14 protein-coding genes are annotated in these 19,914 nt (G+C 60.3%); 8 read left to right on the forward strand and 6 right to left on the reverse strand.

The genetic code is table 11. The features are described from left to right. Positions 1-30: 30 nt before the first annotated feature. Positions 31-4,188, reverse strand: coding sequence for a translocation/assembly module TamB domain-containing protein (locus ACSBLW_RS11215; protein ID WP_435256706.1), 4,158 nt, complete (start codon positions 4,186-4,188; stop codon positions 31-33). Next, positions 4,188-6,017: an autotransporter assembly complex protein TamA gene (locus tag ACSBLW_RS11220; protein WP_435256707.1), complete on the reverse strand. Its 1,830-nt coding sequence runs from the start codon at positions 6,015-6,017 to the stop codon at positions 4,188-4,190. The genes ACSBLW_RS11215 and ACSBLW_RS11220 overlap by 1 nt, the downstream gene beginning before the upstream one ends. Positions 6,018-6,158: 141 nt before the next feature. Between ACSBLW_RS11220 and ACSBLW_RS11225 the strand changes: the two genes are divergently transcribed. Then, positions 6,159-7,478: a cytochrome-c peroxidase gene (locus tag ACSBLW_RS11225; protein WP_435256708.1), complete on the forward strand. Its 1,320-nt coding sequence runs from the start codon at positions 6,159-6,161 to the stop codon at positions 7,476-7,478. A 147-nt stretch (positions 7,479-7,625) separates the two neighbouring features. Here the strand turns inward: ACSBLW_RS11225 and ACSBLW_RS11230 are convergent, their stop codons facing one another. From ACSBLW_RS11230 to ACSBLW_RS11240, 3 genes are read right to left on the reverse strand one after another with little or no spacing between them, the layout of a single operon-like run. Beyond that, complete coding sequence (locus ACSBLW_RS11230; RefSeq protein ID WP_435256709.1) at positions 7,626-9,167, reverse strand: CRTAC1 family protein; 1,542 nt, start codon at positions 9,165-9,167, stop codon at positions 7,626-7,628. Next, complete coding sequence (locus tag ACSBLW_RS11235) at positions 9,164-10,441, reverse strand: ROK family protein (RefSeq protein WP_435256710.1); 1,278 nt, start codon at positions 10,439-10,441, stop codon at positions 9,164-9,166. Before ACSBLW_RS11235 ends, ACSBLW_RS11230 begins: the two co-directional genes overlap by 4 nt. Then, positions 10,438-10,683: a hypothetical protein gene (locus ACSBLW_RS11240; protein ID WP_435256711.1), complete on the reverse strand. Its 246-nt coding sequence runs from the start codon at positions 10,681-10,683 to the stop codon at positions 10,438-10,440. The genes ACSBLW_RS11235 and ACSBLW_RS11240 overlap by 4 nt, the downstream gene beginning before the upstream one ends. Between ACSBLW_RS11240 and ACSBLW_RS11245 the strand changes: the two genes are divergently transcribed. From ACSBLW_RS11245 to xylA, 5 genes are all read left to right on the forward strand, one after another. Continuing rightward, positions 10,655-11,680, forward strand: a complete 1,026-nt coding sequence (locus ACSBLW_RS11245; RefSeq protein WP_435256712.1) for a substrate-binding domain-containing protein — start codon at positions 10,655-10,657, stop codon at positions 11,678-11,680. The genes ACSBLW_RS11240 and ACSBLW_RS11245 overlap by 29 nt on opposite strands. A 168-nt stretch (positions 11,681-11,848) precedes the next feature. Then, entirely contained in the window at positions 11,849-13,240 is a 1,392-nt protein-coding gene (locus ACSBLW_RS11250; protein WP_435256713.1) for a sugar ABC transporter permease, read from the forward strand. 15 nt (positions 13,241-13,255) lie between these two features. Beyond that, positions 13,256-14,020 (forward strand): ATP-binding cassette domain-containing protein, encoded by a 765-nt coding sequence (locus ACSBLW_RS11255; RefSeq protein ID WP_435256714.1) that lies wholly within the window; start codon positions 13,256-13,258, stop codon positions 14,018-14,020. Continuing rightward, positions 14,020-15,456 (forward strand): xylulokinase, encoded by a 1,437-nt coding sequence (xylB, locus tag ACSBLW_RS11260; protein ID WP_435256715.1) that lies wholly within the window; start codon positions 14,020-14,022, stop codon positions 15,454-15,456. The genes ACSBLW_RS11255 and xylB overlap by 1 nt, the downstream gene beginning before the upstream one ends. Then, the gene (gene xylA / locus ACSBLW_RS11265) at positions 15,453-16,754 is read left to right on the forward strand and encodes a xylose isomerase (protein ID WP_435256716.1); all 1,302 of its coding nucleotides are present in this window, start codon (positions 15,453-15,455) and stop codon (positions 16,752-16,754) included. Before xylB ends, xylA begins: the two co-directional genes overlap by 4 nt. A gap of 164 nt (positions 16,755-16,918) precedes the next feature. On the opposite strand, the gene ACSBLW_RS11270 is transcribed toward xylA, so the two are convergent. After that, entirely contained in the window at positions 16,919-17,803 is an 885-nt protein-coding gene (locus tag ACSBLW_RS11270; RefSeq protein WP_435256717.1) for a YihY/virulence factor BrkB family protein, read from the reverse strand. An 86-nt stretch (positions 17,804-17,889) separates the two neighbouring features. Here ACSBLW_RS11270 and mgrA point away from each other — a divergent pair, with 86 nt between their 5' ends. Both mgrA and ACSBLW_RS11280 read left to right on the forward strand, forming a co-directional pair. Continuing rightward, positions 17,890-18,918 (forward strand): L-glyceraldehyde 3-phosphate reductase, encoded by a 1,029-nt coding sequence (gene mgrA / locus ACSBLW_RS11275; RefSeq protein ID WP_435256718.1) that lies wholly within the window; start codon positions 17,890-17,892, stop codon positions 18,916-18,918. An 80-nt stretch (positions 18,919-18,998) separates the two neighbouring features. After that, positions 18,999-19,835 (forward strand): flagellar motor protein MotB, encoded by an 837-nt coding sequence (locus tag ACSBLW_RS11280; RefSeq protein WP_435256719.1) that lies wholly within the window; start codon positions 18,999-19,001, stop codon positions 19,833-19,835. Positions 19,836-19,914: the final 79 nt, after the last annotated feature.

Raw genomic sequence — 19,914 nt, forward strand, 5'->3', positions numbered from 1 at the left:
CGTCTGCTTAGGCTTTAGACGCGAAACGCCTTAATAATCCTTCTCGTAGTAGATGCCGATGCCGGTGTCTCCGGTGTTGCCGACGCGGCCTTTGATGGTGACGTTCTTGGTCAGGTCCAGATTCAGGCTGATTTCGCTTTTGCCGTTCTGGTCGACAGTGACCTCGGTATAGAGGTTTTCGCCTAGGTATTTTCCGGCTTTCAGCTGGGTCGTTCCGTCTTCGGAGGTCTGCACGTCGAGGTCATCAAGCCCTGCGCCTTTGCGCAGTTTGGTGATGACACCCTCACCGCCACGACCGGCCAGCGTGGCGACGGCATTGGCCAGTTGCAAAGCCTGAAAGGCGGACAGGTTTTGCAGGCGTTTGCCAAAGAGGATTTGCGCGATCACCTCTTCTTCGGGCAACTCTGGCGAAGATGTGAAGGAGACATCCGGATCGGAGGCCTGGCCTTCGATCACCACATTGGCGGTGATGTAATCGGCCTGTGTGCTGGCCACCACGCGAAGGTAAGGGTCGAAGCTGCCTTCGAGTTGTAGCGTCGCCTCTGACAGGTCGAGCCTTCGGCCAAGAATTTCCAATCGGCCCCGGATCAGGCGGAACGCGCCCGAAGGGATGACATTGTCGGTTGTGCCAGACACGCGCAGCTCGCCGCCCAATTCCGCGTCAAGTCCCCGGCCACGAATGAACAAGCGGTTCGGGGCAGAGATCAAGAGATCAAGGCCATAGGGGCGGCTTGGCCCTGACGACGTGTCGGATGCGGCCGTATCCAGCAAACCTGCACGGCGACGGGTTTCCCGCACTGCCCCCGGTTCATTGACATGCACGAGGCCTGACAAATCGCCAGCGGCACCTAGGCCCGTCGAGGCGATGCGAATTTCCGTTTCTGGCAGGGCCACACGGCCCGAAAGCACGGCACCGCCCGTCAAAGGCCCGGCAAGGCGCAGTTCGCCATTCGCGCGGGTTTGGTAAAGTTGCGGGTCTTTCAGCACCACGCCGGAAAGGGTGATGCCAAGATCGGCATTGTATGGTGCGGTTGCACCGATCCCGCCCCGGACGCTGAGCCTGCCACCGGACGAGACGCGCGAGGTGACATTGACATCTGCCTGCCCCACAGAGACGCCAATATCGGCATTCAATTCGGTCAGCGAGAAAGGCAGCGTCGCATCGGCAAGCCGCCCGTTCGACAGATTGACCCGCCCTGACAAGGAGGACAGGGCAAAGGGACCGTTCAGCCGCATGTCCAGCGAGACTGGGCCAGAAAGGACGCGCGTTCCCAGATAGGGGTTTGCAAGGCCTGCCTGCGCCGTGCCCGCGATGGCCAGATTGCCGCCCCGGAAATCACCGTTGATCTGCCCTTTGACGGTCGCGTTGATCTGCCCCGGCCCTGTGCCCGCAAGATCGACGGCGTAGCCATTGGCGCTTTCCTTGGCCGTGCCGCGCAACGTGACGGGGCCGGGAAATTCGGGCAGCAACAGTGCAAGGCTTGCCAGACGCGCGTCCAGAGTGAGCGCGTTTTCTCCGTTCGCCACCTGCCCCGATGCATTGGCCGAAAGCTGAGGGTTTTGAAGGTTGGCCGCATCGACACGGATTTGCCCGTCTTTGAGGCGGATCTGGGCGTCGACGGTTGTGGTCCCTGCCATCAGCGCATCCGCCTGCGACTGGCCGACACGCAGGTTCCGCGCAACCGAGGCAAGGCTTAGCGCCGCATCCTGCGGCGTCCCCTTTGCGGTGAAATCGACCTCGACTGCCCCGCCGAACCCCGTGCGAAGCGCCGAGAGGTCGGAAAGTGCCACGCGCCCGGTCACGTCGCTTTGGTTTTCCGCGTCCAGAAGTCCCTCAAGCCGGGCCCGGACATATTGCCCGTCGACCTGTGCTTCGGTCACCGTCAAGGCCGTGCCGTCAAGGTCAGCGACCAAGCGCGCCGTTGTCCGCCCGCGCAACAGCCCGTCTGCCTCGGGGATGCCAACGGTCAGGTCGGTGGTCACGGCATCAAGCGCGATGGCGGCTATTTCCGCAGAGCCTTGCACGGTGAAATCGGCACCGACCGCGCCGCCGAACGGGGCATGGACGACCGAGATATCCGAGAGTTCGACCCGCCCTTTCAGATCGCTGACAGAGGTGGAAACAACGCCGGTGGCCTGCGCCGTATAGGTTTTTCCGCGCAGATCGGCGCGCGTGATTTGCAGCGACTGATCTGTAATTGTGCCTTCGAAATCCAGAGAGGTTTGACCCTCTAGCAGTTGGTCGAGTTGCGAAATGGAAAGCCGAACATCCTGCGCCTGAATCTGGGCGGTCACATCGGCGCGCCCATTCAAAAGCGGGCCGGACAGCGTGGCCTTGCCCGACGCCTGCCCCCGATAATCGGGTCCAGCCACCGACAGGTCGGAGACGGTGAAATTCAGGTCTGCCATCGCAAGGTCGGAGGCGAGGCTGCCGCTGCCATCGACGTTGACGGCCAAGGTTCGCAAGACCAGTTTCCGCAGATCGGTGCCGGTCGGGTCGCGCACAACAGTCAGATCAAGCACCGAGTTGCCGGCCAAAAGCCGGTCGACCTGTTCGATACCCAGACCGATGTCACGGCCAAGCACATTCACGTCCACATCGAAGTCGCCGCCCAAGGGGCTGCCCTGACCAGAGATCAGGATCTCGCCCGCGCCAGACAAAGGCCGCCCGGCAAAGCCCGAGAACCGCCCAAGGTCGCTGGCGACGACCGTGCTTTGCCCCACCATCCGAAAGCCCGAGGAGAGATCGTCGATTTCGCCCGAAAGGGTGAGCTTCAAACCTTCGCCTTGGGCAGTGAGCGTTCCGATGTTCAGAATATCGGCAGATCGCTGCCACCAGAGCCGGGTTTCAAGCGCCAGATCCGGCCCCAAGGCCTGCGCCAGCCTTGGATCGGCGAAATCCATACCTGCCACAGTGCCAGTCAGCGTGCCGCCAAACACCGGATCATTGCCCCGGCGGGTGATGCGACCCGAACCCGTCAGGTCGAACGAGGGCACCTTGACTTGCGGCACGTCCAGTTCTGCACCGGTCAGGCGGGCCGACCATGTTTCGCCCTCGCTGCTGTCATAGCCGATCACAAGATCAAGGCTGCGCAGCGAAACCGGGCTGCCGACAGGCAGGGTGACCATATTGCCAGAAGGGTCGGACAAGCGACCGGTCAGGTCCAAGCGTTCGGGCAGGCCATCGGACGCGAGGCGAAGGGCGCCTTCCAGATGCAGGCTGCGGGTGTCGACCATCAGATTGGAAAGGTCCAAGGCCCCCGAAGCCGCGCGCGAGCCGGAGACTTTCAAGGCAACGTTGGGTCCAAAGAAATCTTGGTATTCGGGAACGAAAAGCGGTGCGAGATCGCCCGAGAGATCGGCCGAAAAGGCCATGTTGGGGCTGGCCTCGTCCCCTGTCTCTTTCAAGACGACCAGACCGGTCAAACGCTCTTGCCCTTCGGTCGAAAGGTCAATTTCCGCCGAAAAATCAGACAATGGCCCGGAACCAAGGATCGACAGATTGGCCGATGGCTTGCCGGGAATGCCGAGCAGGTTGACGGCCAGACCGTCCGCCGCTTCCAAAGCCTTGAGGTCGATGGAGAGCCTGCGCGAGGCATTGTCGTAGCTGGCTTGCAGAGAGATTTCGCCATCCGGTCCATCGTCGGTGCGATTGATCGTGAGGCTTGCATTGCCCGCCCCACCATTCAGGCTAAGGGCTGCGTCTACCGTGCCTTCGACGGGCTGGCCGATCAAGCTTTCCCCAAGAACAACCTTGACCGCGCTGATCTTTCCGATGTCTACCGATACGGGAAGTTCTGGCAGGCTGAAGCCCGTGGCTTCGGGCGCGGCGCCGTCATCTTCAGACACAGGTGCGCGTTCGACGATGATTTCGCCTGCCGTGAGTTCATTCACCGACAGAGCGCCCGACAGCAGCGAAGACCGGTTCCAGTCCAGCACGATGTCATTGACGGTCAGCCAGATGCCCTGCTCATCGGCAATGGTCAGCTGTGATGCGGTTGCCCGGGACGACAGCGCCCCTTCAAAATCCCGAAGGATCACCTGCCGCCCTGCGCCCGAGAGATTGTCTTCGATGAAGGCCACGATCCGGCCCCGGTCGGTGCGCTCTTGCTCGGTTTCTTGAGCATGGACCGCAAAGGGCAGCGAGACGAGGCCAGACAGAAGTGCGGGGAATACAAGAAAGCGCATCAGAATGCCTGCCCCAAGCCGACATAAATCTGAACGCCCTTGCCGGTTTTGCCTGACACCGGGGCCGCCACATCCAGCCGGATCGGGCCTATTCCCGTGTCATAGCGAAGGCCAAAACCCGCCCCCGCGTGCCAGTCGCCATTCGCGCCGAAGAACGCATCCTGATCCACACGTCCGGCATCGACAAAACCAACGACGCCGATGTTTTCGGTGACTTTCATGCGCGCCTCAAGCGAGCCTGCAAGGAAGCGGTTTCCGCCAATCGTGTAGCTGCTGGCCCCTGCCGGTACAGTGATGCCCAAGGATTGATAGGGTTGGCCACGGACGGTGCCACCCCCACCGGACAGGAAAAGATCATCGCGTGGCGTGTTCAAAAGGGTGGAACCAAAGACTGCCCCCGCCTGCACGCGACCTGCAAAGACAAGCTTGTCTTCTTCGCCTACGCCATAATAGGTCCGCAGATCGCCGTAGGCGCGCAAGCCTGACCCTGTGGTGCCGAATCCGAGGAAGGGTTTGACCTCGGCATCTATGTAGAAGCCTTTCTTGGCGTCGGTCTTGCTGTCACGCTTGTCCCATGTGACGCCGACCGGCAGCGTCAGGGTCCGGTAGAGGAAGCTGCCAATACGGCTGCGGTCACGGGCAAAGAATTCGCCGTCAATATGTTCATAACCGATGTCGATCCGCCCGGTCAGTTCATCACTGAAGACATGTGAAAAGCCGATGCTCGTCTCGACACCATCAGCGGTGAAAAAGCCCTCATCCAGATGCGCGTATTCAACCGAGAAACGCAGGGTGGTGTCAGGCGTCAGCGTTGCCGGACGTTCAAGGCTAAGGCCCAAACGGTAGTCGACGCCGGTGTTCTGCGCCGCGATCTGGGCGATTTCGGCGTCGATCACCAGTTTCTCGGCACCCCGGAACATGTTGCGGTGCATCCATGACGCCTTCAAATTCAACCCGTCGAGGCTGGACAGTTCGGCCCCAAAGGACAGACGGCGCGGCTTTTCCTCGACGACCGAAATCGTGGTGCCCAAAAGATCCGGCGGCGTCACGTTTTCGTCTTCGGCGATGCTGACGGAACTGAAGGTCCCGGTGCGTCTCAGGCGGTTTGCTGCGCGTTCGATTTCAGCAGGGCTGAAGCGTTCGCCTTCTGGAAGGCCCGCGATCTTGCGGACGCGATTGGTGCGGGTGCGTTCATTGCCTTCAATGGCGACCGCCCCGAACCGCAACCGCGGCCCCGGGGCAAGCCCGACATCAACGGCAAGCTGGGACGCACGGTGATCTGCCACAACAGATTGATTCGCGACTTCGGCCTTTGCATAACCCTTGTCACGCCAGCCTTCGACCGCGGCATCGACCGCCTGCCGCACCACATCGCTTTCCGCAACTTCACCCGGCTTAAAGTCTGACGGCAGATCCGTCCCCCGCGCCAGCGGGTCTATGCGCGTCTTCGAAAAGCGAAACACCGGGCCAGGTTCGACCGACACTTCGACCTTACCCACCCGCGATGGCGCATCTAAGGGCGCAATAGACGAGGCCTCACGGCCATCAATCTTGACTGAAATGACGGGGGAATACCGGCCTTTTGCGTATAGGGCGCCGATAAGCCGCCCGTATTCGCCGCGTGCCGCCGCGAAAATATCGTCCGCTTCGGTGCTTTCTAGAGCCAGCAACAGAGAGGCGCCACGAAGGGTTGCGGTCACGTCCTCATCGCCACCAGCGACCTTGAACGTCACCCCATCCAATGCTGCCGAGGCGTTTGGCACGACCCAACTGGCCGCCAGACAGACCGACAGGCCAAGGAGAGTTTTGCGCAAAACACTGCGTGACACTGGACCACCCCCAAACTGGTAGGCCCCGACTATCGCAAGACCAACGGAAATGTGCAACGCGGCCCGATCCGAAGTGGCGGATTTCCCTTTTCCGTTAGCGGTCCCATGCTAATCTGCGCGGGAATTTCGACCGGAGCAGATATGCGTCTTTCTCTCGCCTTTCTTCTTGCCAGTACAGCCGCCGCATGGGCCGAAGCCCCCAAACCCGCACCGGTGACAGATGGCGATTTTCGTCAGATCGAAGCCGCGCGCGCCGAATTGGGACAGCTTCTGTTTTACGACAAAGTGATCTCTGGCAATCGCACCATCGCCTGCGCGACGTGCCACCACCCGAAGTTTGGCACATCCGATGGCCAATCGCTTGCCTTGGGAGAAGGCGGCATCGGGCTGGGCCCCGACCGCGTGCCAGACGCGAATAACCTGCCCGAACAGCGTATCCCCCGGAATGCGCCCGCACTTTGGAACCTTGGCGCGCATGAATTCACCCGCCTGTTCCATGATGGCAGGCTGGAAAAGGACGACACCCGCCCCTCGGGGCTGCGGACCCCGCTGGAAGACGAGATGGTGATGGGCTTCTCCTCGATCCTCTCGGCGCAGAATATGTTCCCGGTGCTGTCCGGCGACGAAATGGCCGGCCATTATGAGGAAAACGAGATCTCGACAGCCGTCCGCCAAGGCATCATCACCGCCCCGGGCGGCGCATGGGACAGGATTGCCGCCCGCGTCGAAAGCATTCCGGAATACCGCGCGATGTATGACAAGGCCGCGCCGGAAACGCTGGGCCGCAAGCTGGTGTTTTCCGATGTGTCAAACATGATCGCCGATTTCGTGGCCTTTGAATTCCGGGCCGATGACACGCCCTTTGACGCCTATTTGCGCGGCGAGGGCGATCTGCCCGAAGAGGCAAGGGCAGGGATGGACCTGTTCTATGGCAAGGCAGGCTGTGCCGATTGCCATTCCGGCAAGTTCCAGACAGATCATGATTTTCACGCGATGGGTGAGCCACAATTGGGCCCGGGAAAGGGCGAACGGTTTGAACGCCATCAGCGCGATGTTGGCCGGATGCGGGTCACCAACAATCCGGCCGACATCTATGCCTTCCGGACGCCATCGCTGCGCAATGTCACGTTGACCGCGCCCTATGGCCATGCTGGGGCCTATGCCGATCTGACGGCCTTCCTGCGCCATCACCTCGACCCGGTTTCGGGGCTGGCACAGTATAAACCGCAGGCGGTATTGGCTGGGCCTTTCGAACCCGCAAAAGCCGATTGGACCGCCTTCGAGGGCGGCGAAGAATACAAGGCCATCGCGGCAGCCGTTACTCGCCCGGCCCTCGCGCTCGAGGACAGCGAACTCAGCCAGATCATCGCCTTCCTTGCCAGTCTCGAAAGCCCATCGGCAAAGACGGGCCGTCTTGGCGTGCCGGACAGCGTCCCCAGCGGCTTGCCGGTCGATAAATAACGACTTGGCCCACGCAGACGGATCGAACCATCTGGGTACCTCTTCGCGAGGCTGGTCTTTATCTTGGCATAAATATCCCCGCCGGAGGCATCGCCGGCTTGGGGGCCTTGATGGCCCCCAAGCCGGCGATGCCCGATCAGAGCAGGCTCATTTCAGGCGAAGGGAATTCCCGTCTCGTTCGGCCGCGACCACTTGGCCCACAGGCACTGAAAGCCAGTCCGAGACCGCGCCATCGGGCCAGATCACGCGCAGGTCGGCCTTGTCCGACGTGCCCAGACCAAAATGCAGCGGCCCTGCTTGTCCGGAAACATGCCCCCCACCCACGGTGATTTCCTGCGATTGCACTTTGCCGCCAGCGCGCAGTTCAACCCAGGCGCCCACCGCGCGACGGTTTGGTCCCGGCTGGTGCAAATCCAGCCCCACCCAATTGCCGCTGCCATCGGTGATGTTTTGCCAGATCTCCATCGACGCGCGGCGGTTGACGACCACGATGTCCAGAAGCCCGTCTGCATTCAAATCCACCAGTCCCGCTCCGCGAGACCGCTCTCCGGTCGCCACGCCAGCCACAGCCCCTTTTTCGACAAAGTGGCCATCTTCCTGCTGCATCAAAAGGTTGTTCGGGTCGTGAATGGCATTTGACGGCATCTGGTTCACATTGCCTTTGGCGATGAACAGATCATCGCGGCCGTCATTGTCGATATCCCCGAATTCAGCATGCCAGCCGGTCGAGGGGCGGCCATCATCTCCGATATAGGGGATGGTCGCATAGGTGCCGATGGCATAGGGGGCGTTTGCCAGCGTGCCGTCACCCTTGTTGATCTGCAAAACCTGGTCCGCCATCGAGGTCAGCATCACCTCGGGGAGGCCATCGCCCGTGATGTCGCGGCTGGCAATGCCCATGCCCCAAAGCTTTATCTTGGGCCAGTTCTCGGCCTCGCCATATTCTTTCAAAGGCGACAGGGTGAACATCTGCTCATACCCTGCCCTCACATAATATTGCCGATCATTCGAGATGCGCAGTTCGGGTGTGCCGCTGCGCCGCCAATCGGAAATCAGCATCGACAAGGCACAATAGCCCGGCGCGATTTCTTCTGCCGGTTCGAAACGGCCTTCGCCTCCACGATGAATCTGATGCTTGTCACAGGCCTCGAAGGGTCCGGTCGGGTCTTTCAAGTCCACATAATTGCCCACAACAAACGTTGGCCAAGTCCGGCCCTTTTCCCATGTGGCGGAAAACGCGGTGGACCATTGATCGCCGGGTTCCAACCCCCATTCGGCTGTCCTGTCTTTGAACTGACAGCCGCCCTGCCCTTGCAACAAGAGGTTAGGTCCGACCCGCAGCACCATCAGGTCCAGAAGGTCATCCCCATCCACATCCAGCGGATAGGCCCCCGTTACCCCCGTGGTCTCGGGAAAGCTGACGCGCTCGAAGGTGATATCGCCGCCTGCTGCCGCGGTCGTGTTCCGGAACAGTCCCGCGGCTGTGCTGCCGCCCGCCGCAAAGAGATCGGGTTTGGCATCGCCATCGCAGTCGAAAATCGCCACGCCGCCGCCGACATAGTGTTCCCACTCGCCATCATAGACTTGCGGGCCGGGCAAGCCACTTGCGCGATCTTTGAAGGCAGGGTCGGCCCATGTTGGCAGGGCGGCCGAAAGGCCAAGGCAGGTCAAAATCGTCAGTCGGATCATTGCGCGGCAATCTCGCGGTTTTGGGACAAAAGCCCTTCAGAGACCGAGGATAGGGCCAAGGCTGCGGCCCCATGCGCCCAAAGCAGATCGCCCCAGGCATGAATTTCGATGGGCGGGCGCGGGCGGCCAGTGTTGATCACCAGATTGTCCATCTCGGCCAGCGTTTCGGCGGCATAAAGATAGTCATAGCGCATCCGTTCTCCCGACAGGATGATCAGCGAGGGATCAAACATGTTGACCACATTTGACAGGCCAACAGCAAGATAGCGACCAGCCCGACGGAAGATCGACCGAGCGGTGGCATTGCCCGCCTTGGCGTGATCGTAAAGGCTTTCAAGAAGAACGCCGATCGACTGGCCTTCCTTATGGCCCCAGTTCAGTGCTGTCGTCGCCTCGCGCGCAAGCGCATAGTCGGCGACATAGGCTTCAAGACAGCCGCGCTGTCCGCATCGACAAAGCGCGCCGTCCAACTGCACCTTGCTGTGACCAAGTTCCATCCCGACCCGATGCATGCCGCGGTACAACCGGTGGTTCATGACGAACCCCATTCCGACACCATGTTCGATGGTCACAACCGCAAAATCGGACAGGCCCCTGCCCGCCCCGAACCATTGTTCGGCCAGCGCCACCAGATTGGCGTCGTTATCAATCCAGACCGGCAAGCCAAGCCGGACTGCGGCTTCGGACGCCACGGGCACCTGCCGGTCATTCAAGACCGACGACCACAGAACCAGCCCTTCCAGACTGTCGACAAATCCGGGCACGCCGATGCCAACGGCGCTGAGATCCGCGCGGCAAAGCCCCGCCTTGGCGCAGACCCTGTCCAGCAGGCTTTCGATCGACTGCAGCAGTTCGGCCAGTGTCATCGGGCCGGGACGACGAGGAATAGCGTCATCGGCAATCAGCCTGCCCGCGAAATCGACGATGACCGCCGTATGTTCCCGGTCGGAGATCTTCATGCCAGCCACGCGATGCGCCTCGGCCCGGACGCCCAAGGCAACGGCTGGTCTGCCGCGACCGCTGTCGATATCCCGCGGCGAGCTGACTTCTTCGATCAAACCAGACTCGATCAGTTCAGAGGTAATCGTCGTCACCGAGGCTGGCGACACGCCAAGCTCTTTGGCCAACTGCACGCGGGGAATCAGACCTGCGGCCCGGATACGCTCGAATATTTGCTGGCGCAGCGGACGCAACGCATCGGACAGCGGCGGAATCAGCGGACCCACGCCCTTGCGGGCATCCCCCGCATCATTCGCTGCATATAGCGTGTTCATTTTTTCGCCGCCCAAAGTAAAAACACTGCCAAACGCTCCCGGCGCGATGAAAAATTGCTGCAAGGCAGCATGTTTTCGACCGATTTGTAGCCGAAGTCAGGTTCGCGGATTATTTTTATTTTGACAACTGAATTTATTCCCGTCATTTTTTCACCCGTGCCGGCGAATCCGCCGGACAGGTCTACGCAGACCGCATCCATAGGGAGGATACCAATGCGCAACGCAATCGTGCTCGCCGTCATCGCCGCGGCTGGCTTCTCCTCGGCAGCATTCGCCGAAGGCAAAAAAATTGGCGTGTCCTGGGCTCAGTTTCAGGAAGAGCGCTGGAAGATCGACGAAGCGGCCATGAAGGGCGCCATCGAAGCTGCCGGCAACGAATACGTCTCGGCTGACGCTCAGGCTTCGGCTGAAAAGCAGCTGTCCGACATCGACGCCCTGATCGCGCAAGGCGTGGACGCTCTGATCATCAACGCTTGGGACAAGGACGCCATCGGGCCGGCCATCGAAAAGGCCGCCGCAGAAGGTATCCCGGTCGTAGGCTATGACCGCCTGATCGAAGACAACCGCACCTTCTATCTGACCTTCGACAACGTCGGCGTGGGCCGCATCATCGCTGAATCGGTGTTCGCTGTCGCTCCGAAGGGCAACTACGCCATCATCAAGGGTGACCCAGGTGACCCGAACGTTGGCTTCCTGCGTCAGGGCATGGAAGAAGTGATCGGCGCTGCTGTTGCCTCTGGCGACATCGTGATCGTCGGCGAAGCGAACTCGGACGGCTGGAAGCCCGAGAACGCCCAGAAGAACATGGAACAGATCCTGACCGCCAACAACAACGCCGTTGACGCCGTTCTGGCACAGAACGACGGTATGGCCGGTGGCGCTGCCGCCGCTCTGTCGGCTCAGGGCCTGAACGTTCCGCTGGGTGGTCAGGACGGCGACCTTGCCGCCATCAACCGCGTGGCTCGTGGCACGCAGACCGTTTCGGTCTGGAAGAACGCACGTGACCTCGGCGCCAAGGCTGGCGAAATCGCTGGCTTGCTGGCCGACGGCAGCGCGCTTGACGCGATCCCGGGCGCTTCGAAGTTCTCGGGCGGCGAGAAGGGCGTTGAAATGAACGCAATCCTTCTGAACCCGACCCCGATCACCAAGGACACCCTGAACCTTGCGATCGACGCTGGCCACATCTCGAAAGAGCAGGCTTGCGAAGGCGCAATGGCTGACGTGGCTGCTTGCCAATAAGGTCTTGAATACAGGCGCCGGGCCAATGGCCCGGCGCCAATTTATCAGTTGAATCTGGCCCCCGACGCTCTGTCCGGGCCACCTCGTTCCATAAAGACCAGCCTGCACCCCCCCGAAGTTCTTGGGCCTTTGCAGCCATGGTCGCCCCTCTTGCTACATGGACGGCAAATGACCAATCAAACAGATCACTCCCCGGCGCGGGGAACGGAAAGCGGGCCTGTCGGTCGCTTTCTGCGTGCCACCGAACTCGATCCCCGGCTTTTGGGCATGGTTGGCGCCTTGGCGCTGATCTGGCTGGCTTTTGAGGCTTATTCCACATTCGTCCTTGGCCGCCCTTCGATGCTTTTGGGGGCAAGTCAGGTCGAGGCGAACGGCTTCCTCACGCCGCGCAACCTTTGGAACTTGTCGGTTCAAACGGCCTATATCGGGATCATGGCAACGGGGATGGTTCTGGTGATCGTCACCCGCAACATCGACCTGTCGGTTGGGTCGATCATGGGCATGGTCGGCATGTATATGGGCCTTCTTCAGGTGGAATACCTGACCCCGGCCCTTGGTCTTGGCCATCCATCGATCTGGATCATTACCGCACTCTTTGGCGTTGCCATGGGTGCGCTGATCGGGGCGTTTCAGGGCGCGATGATCGCTTTCCTCGGCATTCCGGCCTTTATCGTCACGCTGGGGGGCCTTCTGGTCTGGCGCGGCGCGGCCTTCCTTGTTGCTGGCGGTAAAACCATCGCCCCCCTGGATGAGCGCTTCTCGCTGATAGGCGGCGGTTCATTCGGCGCGCTTGGCCGCACCGGAAGCTGGATCTTCGCCGTCATCGCCTGCGTCTTTGTCGTCTGGATCTTCTTGAGCGGCCGCAAGGCGCGCAAACTGCACGACTTCCCGCTGCGCCCGGTCTGGGCCGAAACCTTCGTGATCGGCCTTATCTGTGCGATCATCCTCGGTGCAGCTGCCCTTGTGAACGCCTATATCTGGCCTCCAGGCAATATCGCGAAATATTACACCAGCCTCGGTCAGGAAGTTCCTGCCTGTGCGCAACGTGGCGGCGATATCTTCAGTGACGTCTGCGCCAGCTTCTCGCATGGCTTTGCCTATCCGGTGCTGATCCTGATCGCTGTGGCGATCGGCATGACCATCCTGATGACCCGCACCCGCTTTGGCCGCTATGTGTTTGCCATTGGCGGCAACCCCGAGGCAGCCACCCTGTCCGGGATCAACACCCGCATCATGACAGTGAAAATTTTCACCTTGATGGGCGGGCTTGCCGGTATCGCAGCCATCATCGGCGCGGCCCGTCAGAACAGTGCGACAAACGCAATGGGCAACCTTGACGAACTCTACGTCATCGCGGCGGCCGTTGTCGGCGGTACCTCTCTGGCAGGCGGTGTGGGCACGATTTACGGCGCCATCATCGGCGCTTTGATCCTGACTTCGCTGCAAACCGGCATGGTTCTGATCGGCTTCGGCGACGGCTCGTACCAGCGTATCGTGATCGGTATCGCTCTCGTACTCGCTGTCTATCTCGACATTCTTTATCGCAAGCGCATTAAGTAAGGAGGAGGGAGAACCATGGGAAATCCGAACACAGGCACCCCTCTGGTCGAGTTGCGTGACATCTCGATCGCCTTCGGGGGCATCAAGGCCGTCGACCACGTCACGGTCGACCTGTACCCCGGCGAAGTCGTAGGCCTTCTGGGCCACAACGGCGCGGGCAAATCCACGCTGATCAAGTGCCTCTCGGGCGCTTACCAGAAGGACGCAGGTCAGATCCTGATCAACGGCGAAGAAGTCACCATCGAAAACCCGCGGGATGCGCGAAAATACAACATCGAGACGATCTACCAGACGCTTGCTTTGGCAGACAACCTCGACGCCGCTTCGAACCTGTTTCTGGGCCGCGAACTTGTTGGCGCCGGCGGCTTGCTGGACGATGCAAGGATGGAGGCCGAGACCCGCAAGATCATGGGCCGCCTGAACCCGAACTTCCGCAAGTTCAACGTTCCGGTTTCGGCCCTGTCAGGTGGTCAGCGCCAATCGGTCGCCATTGCCCGCGCCGTCTATTTCAATGCCAAGATCCTGATCATGGACGAACCAACTGCCGCCCTCGGCCCGCACGAGACGCAGATGGTTGCCGAACTGATCGCGGAACTGAAGGCCCAAGGGCTTGGCATCTTCCTGATCGAGCATGACATCCATGCCGTTATGGAGCTGTGCGATCGCGCGGTGATCATGAAGAACGGCCAGAATATCGGCTGCGTCAACGTGAACGAAGTCACCGATGACGACATCCTTGGCATGATTATTGCGGGCAAAAAGCCGCCACAGGCCTACTGATGTATATCGGACTTGATCTGGGCACATCCGGCTTGAAGGGCGTGCTTATGACAGACGCGCAGGAGGTGGTGGCTGAAGCCACCGCCCCCTTGACCGTTTCACGCCCGGCTGAAGGCCACAGCGAACAGGCCCCGGCAGACTGGATTGCCGCGGCCGAGACCGTCTTTGACAGGCTTTCCGCCCACGGACTTGGCAAGGTCCGCGCCATCGGCCTTTCCGGTCATATGCATGGGGCAACCCTGCTCGACAACCGGGATCAGGTGCTGCGTCCTTGCATCCTGTGGAATGACACCCGCAGCCACGAAGAGGCCGCCATTCTGGATGGCGACCCGATGTTCCGCCGCCTGACCGGAAACATCGTCTTTCCGGGCTTTACAGCCCCAAAACTGATGTGGGTGGCGAGCCACGAACCGGCCATCCGCGAAAAGGTGGCCAAGATCCTTTTGCCGAAGGATTACCTTCGCCTTTGGCTGATCGGCGACCATGTTGGCGAGATGTCCGATGCGGCTGGCACAAGCTGGCTTGATACCGGGGCGCGCGACTGGTCAGACGATCTGCTTTCTGCGACCGGACTTGACCGCAGCCACATGCCACGCCTTGTCGAGGGATCGGAAGTGTCTGGCACCTTGCGGCCAGAACTGGCTTCACGCTGGGGCTTGCCAAGGGACGTGGTCGTGGCCGGAGGCGGCGGCGACAACGCGGCTTCGGGCGTTGGCGTGGGCGTTGTGCGCGCGGGTGAGGCATTTGTCAGCCTTGGCACCTCGGGCGTGCTGTTTGCAGCCAATGACGGCTATCAGCCGGATGCCGATACCGCCGTGCACACCTTCTGTCATGCCCTGCCGAACACATGGCACCAGATGGGGGTGATCCTTGCCTGCACCGATGCGCTGAACTGGTTTGCCGGTCTGGCCGGAAGCGATGCGGCCAGCCTAACCAAAGAGCTTGGTCCGCTGCGGGCTCCGGGCAAGACGCAGTTCTTGCCCTATCTGGGCGGCGAACGTACGCCCTTGAATTCGGCCAACATTCGCGGGGCTTTCCTTGGCCTTGAACATGCAACCGACCGCGCAGCCGCGACCCGTGCTGTGCTGGAAGGCGTGACCTTTGCCTTCCGTGATTGTCGCGATGCGCTTGCCGCCACGGGAACGCGGTTGGAAAACCTGCTGGCCGTTGGGGGCGGTTCAAAATCGGACTATTGGCTGAAAGCCATCGCCACCGCACTGGATTGCCCGGTTCTGGTGCCTGTATCGGGCGATTTCGGTGGGGCTTTCGGTGCGGCCCGGCTTGCCATGATGGCTGCCACCGGGGCCGGAGCGGAAATCGCCACGCTGCCCAAGATCGAGCGCGAAATCGCGCCCGACGCCTCTCTGAAAGACGCCTTCGATGCGGGCCATGCCCGCCATGTTGCTGCAAGAAACGCTATTGGATCTCTGTCATGACCGACTTTTTCAAGAATATCCCGGCCATCACCTATCAAGGCCCGAACGCCACCAGCGAATTCGCCTTCCGTCACTACAACCCCGATGAGGTTGTCATGGGCAAGCGCATGGAGGACCATATGCGCTTTGCGGTTGCCTATTGGCACAGCTTTGCCTGGCCGGGCGGCGACCCCTTTGGTGGCCAGACCTTCGAACGCCCATGGTTCGGCGACAGCATGGCCTTGGCCAGGCTGAAGGCCGACGTGGCCTTTGAGATGTTCGATATTCTTGGCCAGCCCTATTACTGCTTCCACGATGCCGACGCCCGCCCCGAGGGTGCGACCTTTGCAGAAAGCTTGCGGAACCTGAACGAGATCGTCGACTACCTTGCCGAAAAGCAAACCCAGCACAAAGCGAAGCTTCTGTGGGGCACGTCGAACCTGTTTTCGCACCGTCGCTGGATGTCGGGCGCAGCCACCAACCCCGATCCGGATGTCTATGCCTATGCCGCAGCGACCGTGAAGGCAAACATGGACGCCACGATGAAGCTGGGCGGCCAGAACTACGTTCTTTGGGGCGGTCGTGAGGGCTATGAAACCCTCCTGAACACCGACCTCAAGGCCGAGCGCGAACATGCGGGCCGCTTCCTGCAACAGGTTGTCGAATACAAGTACAAGATCGGCTTCACGGGCACGATCCTGATCGAACCCAAACCGCAAGAGCCGTCAAAGCACCAGTATGATTATGACGTGGCCACGGTTTACGGCTTCCTCAAGGATTTCGGTCTGGAAAAGGAAGTAAAAACCAACATCGAACAGGGGCACGCGATCCTTGCCGGCCATTCCTTCGAGCATGAGATCGCAACGGCCGCAGCCTTGGGCATCTTTGGCTCGATCGACATGAACCGGAACGACTACCAGTCGGGCTGGGACACGGACCAGTTCCCGAACAACCACGCGGAAAAGGCTGTGGCCTTCTACGAAATCATTCGCGCTGGTGGCTATACCACGGGTGGCACCAACTTTGACGCAAAGATCCGCCGTCAGTCGCTGGACCCGGAAGATCTGATCCTTGCCCATGTCGGTGGCATGGACACCTGCGCCCGCGCCTTCAAGGCGGCTGCGGCCCTGTATGAATCAGGCGAGATGGAAGCAGCCCGGACCGAGCGTTACGCCGGGTGGTCTTCTGCTGCGGCGCAAGCCATGTTGCAGGGATCTTTGGAAGATGCTGCCGCACGCGTGATCTCGGAAAATCTGGAACCGCAGCCGCGGTCGGGCCGTCAGGAACGGCTGGAAAACATGTGGAACAAGTACGTCTGATCCAGGCTGCCCACAGGATTGGGGCGGGTGAATCGCCCCTGTCTTTCGGCCCAAAGTCGACGGCTTGGAAAAGACAAAGTCGGGCGGGGGAAACCCCGCCCGACTGCATTTAAGGCAGCGGTTTCGGCGTGAGTGTTAAGAAACACTGAAAATGAAACGGTAAGTCACTGATTTTGCTGAGCACGCGCGGCATCCCTGCGAGAGACAAACTGCCCCGGCCGCGCCCGCTCGGTCAGCTCGGCATTGAACGCCCCGCCCAAAAGGACCGCCCAGACCGAGAGGTAAAGCCACATCATCAAAGCCGCAACGGCGCCGATGGTGCCATAGACCCGGTTATAGCTGTCGAAATTGGCGAGATAGGTCGAAAAGGCTAGGCTGACGATGGCCCAAGAGACCGTGGCCACAATGACCCCCGTCAAGACATGCGGCACCACACCCTTCATCGGACGGCGCGGGCCAAGCCGATACAGGATGGCAAGGCAGGAAAGCACCAGAAAGAACATCGCCATCCGCGGCAAGATCGCCAAGAACCATTCCCCGACGATGCCAAGTTCAACCCATTCCAGAATGATCGGAACAGCGATTGAGGTGGTGAACCCTGCGAACAGGGCGAGGATCAAGGCGAAGGTCACCATGAAGTCCGAGAACAGGCCCCAGAAAAATGGGCGCGGATCGGCTCGATGGACGAATTCCAGCCCGCTGATCAGCGCCGACACCCCTGCGCGCGCCGAATAGAGCGCGACCACGATTGACGCAGCCGTTGCCCAACCCAGCGTGGCGCGCCGGGCGGAAAGCAAGGTCATCACCTGATCGTTGATCAGGCTCCACGCCGTATCCGGCAACCATGCGCGCGAAACTTCCAGATACCCACTGATAACCGCTGGGTCTGAAACCAGGCTCCAGATGGCGACACAGGCAGCAAGACCGGGAAAGACCGCGAACATGGCATAAAATGCCACTCCCGCAGCGATAAGCCCGAAGTGCCCGGCGCCGATCCGTCCCCAGACCGCCTTCAGGAACAGCCACATTTCTTGCGTCATCGCCATCATGTGCCCAATGTGGACGACCTTTTCCCGGTCTGCAACTTGCCCTCGCACGTTCAGAGTGGAATGGTGTCGCCAAACAGGAGATTGCCATGCCCTATACCCCTGCCGCAGACCGCTATTCGAAGATGATCTATCGTCGCTGTGGAAATTCAGGCCTGAAGCTGCCGGCCATCAGCCTTGGGCTGTGGCACAACTTCGGCCATGACACGCCCCACCGACTAAAGGGAGAAATCTGTCGCACGGCCTTTGACCACGGGATTACCCATTTCGATCTGGCAAACAACTACGGCCCGCCGCCCGGCAGCGCCGAAGAAGCCTTTGGCGAGATCTTGAAAACGGACTTCGCAGGGCATCGGGACGAACTGATCATCAGTTCCAAAGCGGGATATCTGATGTGGGAAGGCCCCTATGGCGAATGGGGCAGCCGGAAATACCTGATCGCGTCTTGCGACCAAAGCCTGAAGCGGATGGGTCTCGATTACGTCGATATTTTCTATTCGCATCGGTTTGACCCCGATACGCCGCTGGAAGAAACCATGCTAGCGCTTGACCACATCGTCCGCTCGGGTCGGGCGCTTTACATCGGGCTTTCCAGCTATAACAGCCAGCGCACGCGCGAGGCTGTGGCGATCTTGAAAGAGCTGGGCACCCCCTGCCTGATCCACCAACCGAGTTACAACATTCTGAACCGCTGGGTGGAAAAGGACGGACTGAAAGAGACGCTGAAGGAGCTGGGTGTAGGATCTATTGCCTTTACGCCTTTGGCCCAAGGTATCCTGACAAAGAAATATCTGAACGGCCTTCCAGAAGGCAGCAGAGCCACTCAGGGAAAAAGCCTGAACCCCGCGACAATCACTCCGCGGGCTCTTCAAAGCGTCCGCGACCTGAATGCAATTGCCGAGCGCCGGGGCCAGACCTTGGCGCAGATGGCCTTAGCTTGGGTTCTGCGCGACGGCGGAATTACGACGGCCTTGATTGGCGCCTCAAAGCCTGAACAAGTCATCGACTGTGCGGGAGCAATCGGAAATCTTGACTTCACAGCCGAAGAATTGGCCGAAATCGACCGCGTTTCTTCCGAAGAAGATGTGAACCTTTGGGCACGGTCCTCAGCGGAGTAATCGCTAAAATCCACAGCTTTAAATCTCTGTTCACCTGCATCCCGTAAACCGGGATGTGGGTGTAAGAGATGGGTGTGTGGATGGCAGGGCAGTCAAATGCCGCGCCAGTCATCATCAAACGGAAAAAGAATATCGTAAGCGGTGGGCACCACGGTGGGGCGTGGAAAGTGGCCTATGCTGACTTTGTGACCGCTATGATGGCGTTTTTTCTGTTGATGTGGCTGTTGAACGCGACGACCGAAAAACAGCGTAAAGGATTGGCGGATTATTTCAGCCCATCCGTACCGATTTCCCGCACCTCTGGCGGGGGTGACGGTGCCTTTGGGGGGGATTCCATCCTATCTGAGCAAAGCCTGCTGCGGAACGGAACCGGCGCCTCTGCCCAATTCCCTGCACAGGATAACAAAGCTTCGGGGACCGAGAGCGAAGCCTCTGACAGGGGGAAGCAAGAAGAACTTTTGGCCGAGGTCGAGAAGCAGTTGCTGGCGCGGTCGGGCGAAAGCACGGATTTGCATCGCCTGCTGCAGCACGTCGTAACGCGCGTCACAGATGAGGGGCTGGTGATTGAGTTGTTCGATTTGCCTGATGCACCGCTTTTCCGCCGTGACACGCCTACGGCGACCGCTGTTCTGGAGCAACTGGCTACGGTGCTTGCCGACGTTCTGAAGGCGACCGAGAACTCTCTGGCGGTGAATGGATATACGCGCAGCTATCCCATTGTTATGATTGAAAATCCAATGTGGAACTTATCCTCTGAACGGGCCCAGGCCCTGCGCCGTCTGATAGAGAATAAAGGGGCGCGGGAAGACAGGTTTGCTCGCATAACCGGACATGCTGATCGCGTTCCCGTCGCTGCGAACGAAACGGCCTCTCGGAACAATCGACTGGAGTTGATCTTGCTACGCACCAGCCGCTGAAAAATTCAAATTGTCTCTGTTAGGGGGACATTAATCGCCTTGCCTCAGGTTGCGATGCACATAGCGGCATCGACCTGTA

This window comes from Thioclava sp. FR2 (assembly GCF_051200875.1).
Lineage (GTDB): Bacteria > Pseudomonadota > Alphaproteobacteria > Rhodobacterales > Rhodobacteraceae > Pseudotabrizicola.

Bases quoted from the DNA above. Each gene is read 5' to 3' on its own strand.
- mgrA (WP_435256718.1), top strand. From the start codon at position 17,890: ATGCCCTATACCCCTGCCGCAGACCGCTATTCGAAGATGATCTATCGT.
- xylA (WP_435256716.1), top strand. From the start codon at position 15,453: ATGACCGACTTTTTCAAGAATATCCCGGCCATCACCTATCAAGGCCCG.
- ACSBLW_RS11230 (WP_435256709.1), bottom strand. From the start codon at position 9,167: ATGATCCGACTGACGATTTTGACCTGCCTTGGCCTTTCGGCCGCCCTG.
- ACSBLW_RS11235 (WP_435256710.1), bottom strand. From the start codon at position 10,441: ATGAACACGCTATATGCAGCGAATGATGCGGGGGATGCCCGCAAGGGC.
- xylB (WP_435256715.1), top strand. From the start codon at position 14,020: ATGTATATCGGACTTGATCTGGGCACATCCGGCTTGAAGGGCGTGCTT.
- ACSBLW_RS11240 (WP_435256711.1), bottom strand. From the start codon at position 10,683: ATGACGGCGAGCACGATTGCGTTGCGCATTGGTATCCTCCCTATGGAT.
- ACSBLW_RS11280 (WP_435256719.1), top strand. From the start codon at position 18,999: ATGGCAGGGCAGTCAAATGCCGCGCCAGTCATCATCAAACGGAAAAAG.
- ACSBLW_RS11215 (WP_435256706.1), bottom strand. From the start codon at position 4,188: ATGCGCTTTCTTGTATTCCCCGCACTTCTGTCTGGCCTCGTCTCGCTG.
- ACSBLW_RS11225 (WP_435256708.1), top strand. From the start codon at position 6,159: ATGCGTCTTTCTCTCGCCTTTCTTCTTGCCAGTACAGCCGCCGCATGG.
- ACSBLW_RS11250 (WP_435256713.1), top strand. From the start codon at position 11,849: ATGACCAATCAAACAGATCACTCCCCGGCGCGGGGAACGGAAAGCGGG.
- ACSBLW_RS11245 (WP_435256712.1), top strand. From the start codon at position 10,655: ATGCGCAACGCAATCGTGCTCGCCGTCATCGCCGCGGCTGGCTTCTCC.
- ACSBLW_RS11255 (WP_435256714.1), top strand. From the start codon at position 13,256: ATGGGAAATCCGAACACAGGCACCCCTCTGGTCGAGTTGCGTGACATC.
- ACSBLW_RS11270 (WP_435256717.1), bottom strand. From the start codon at position 17,803: ATGATGGCGATGACGCAAGAAATGTGGCTGTTCCTGAAGGCGGTCTGG.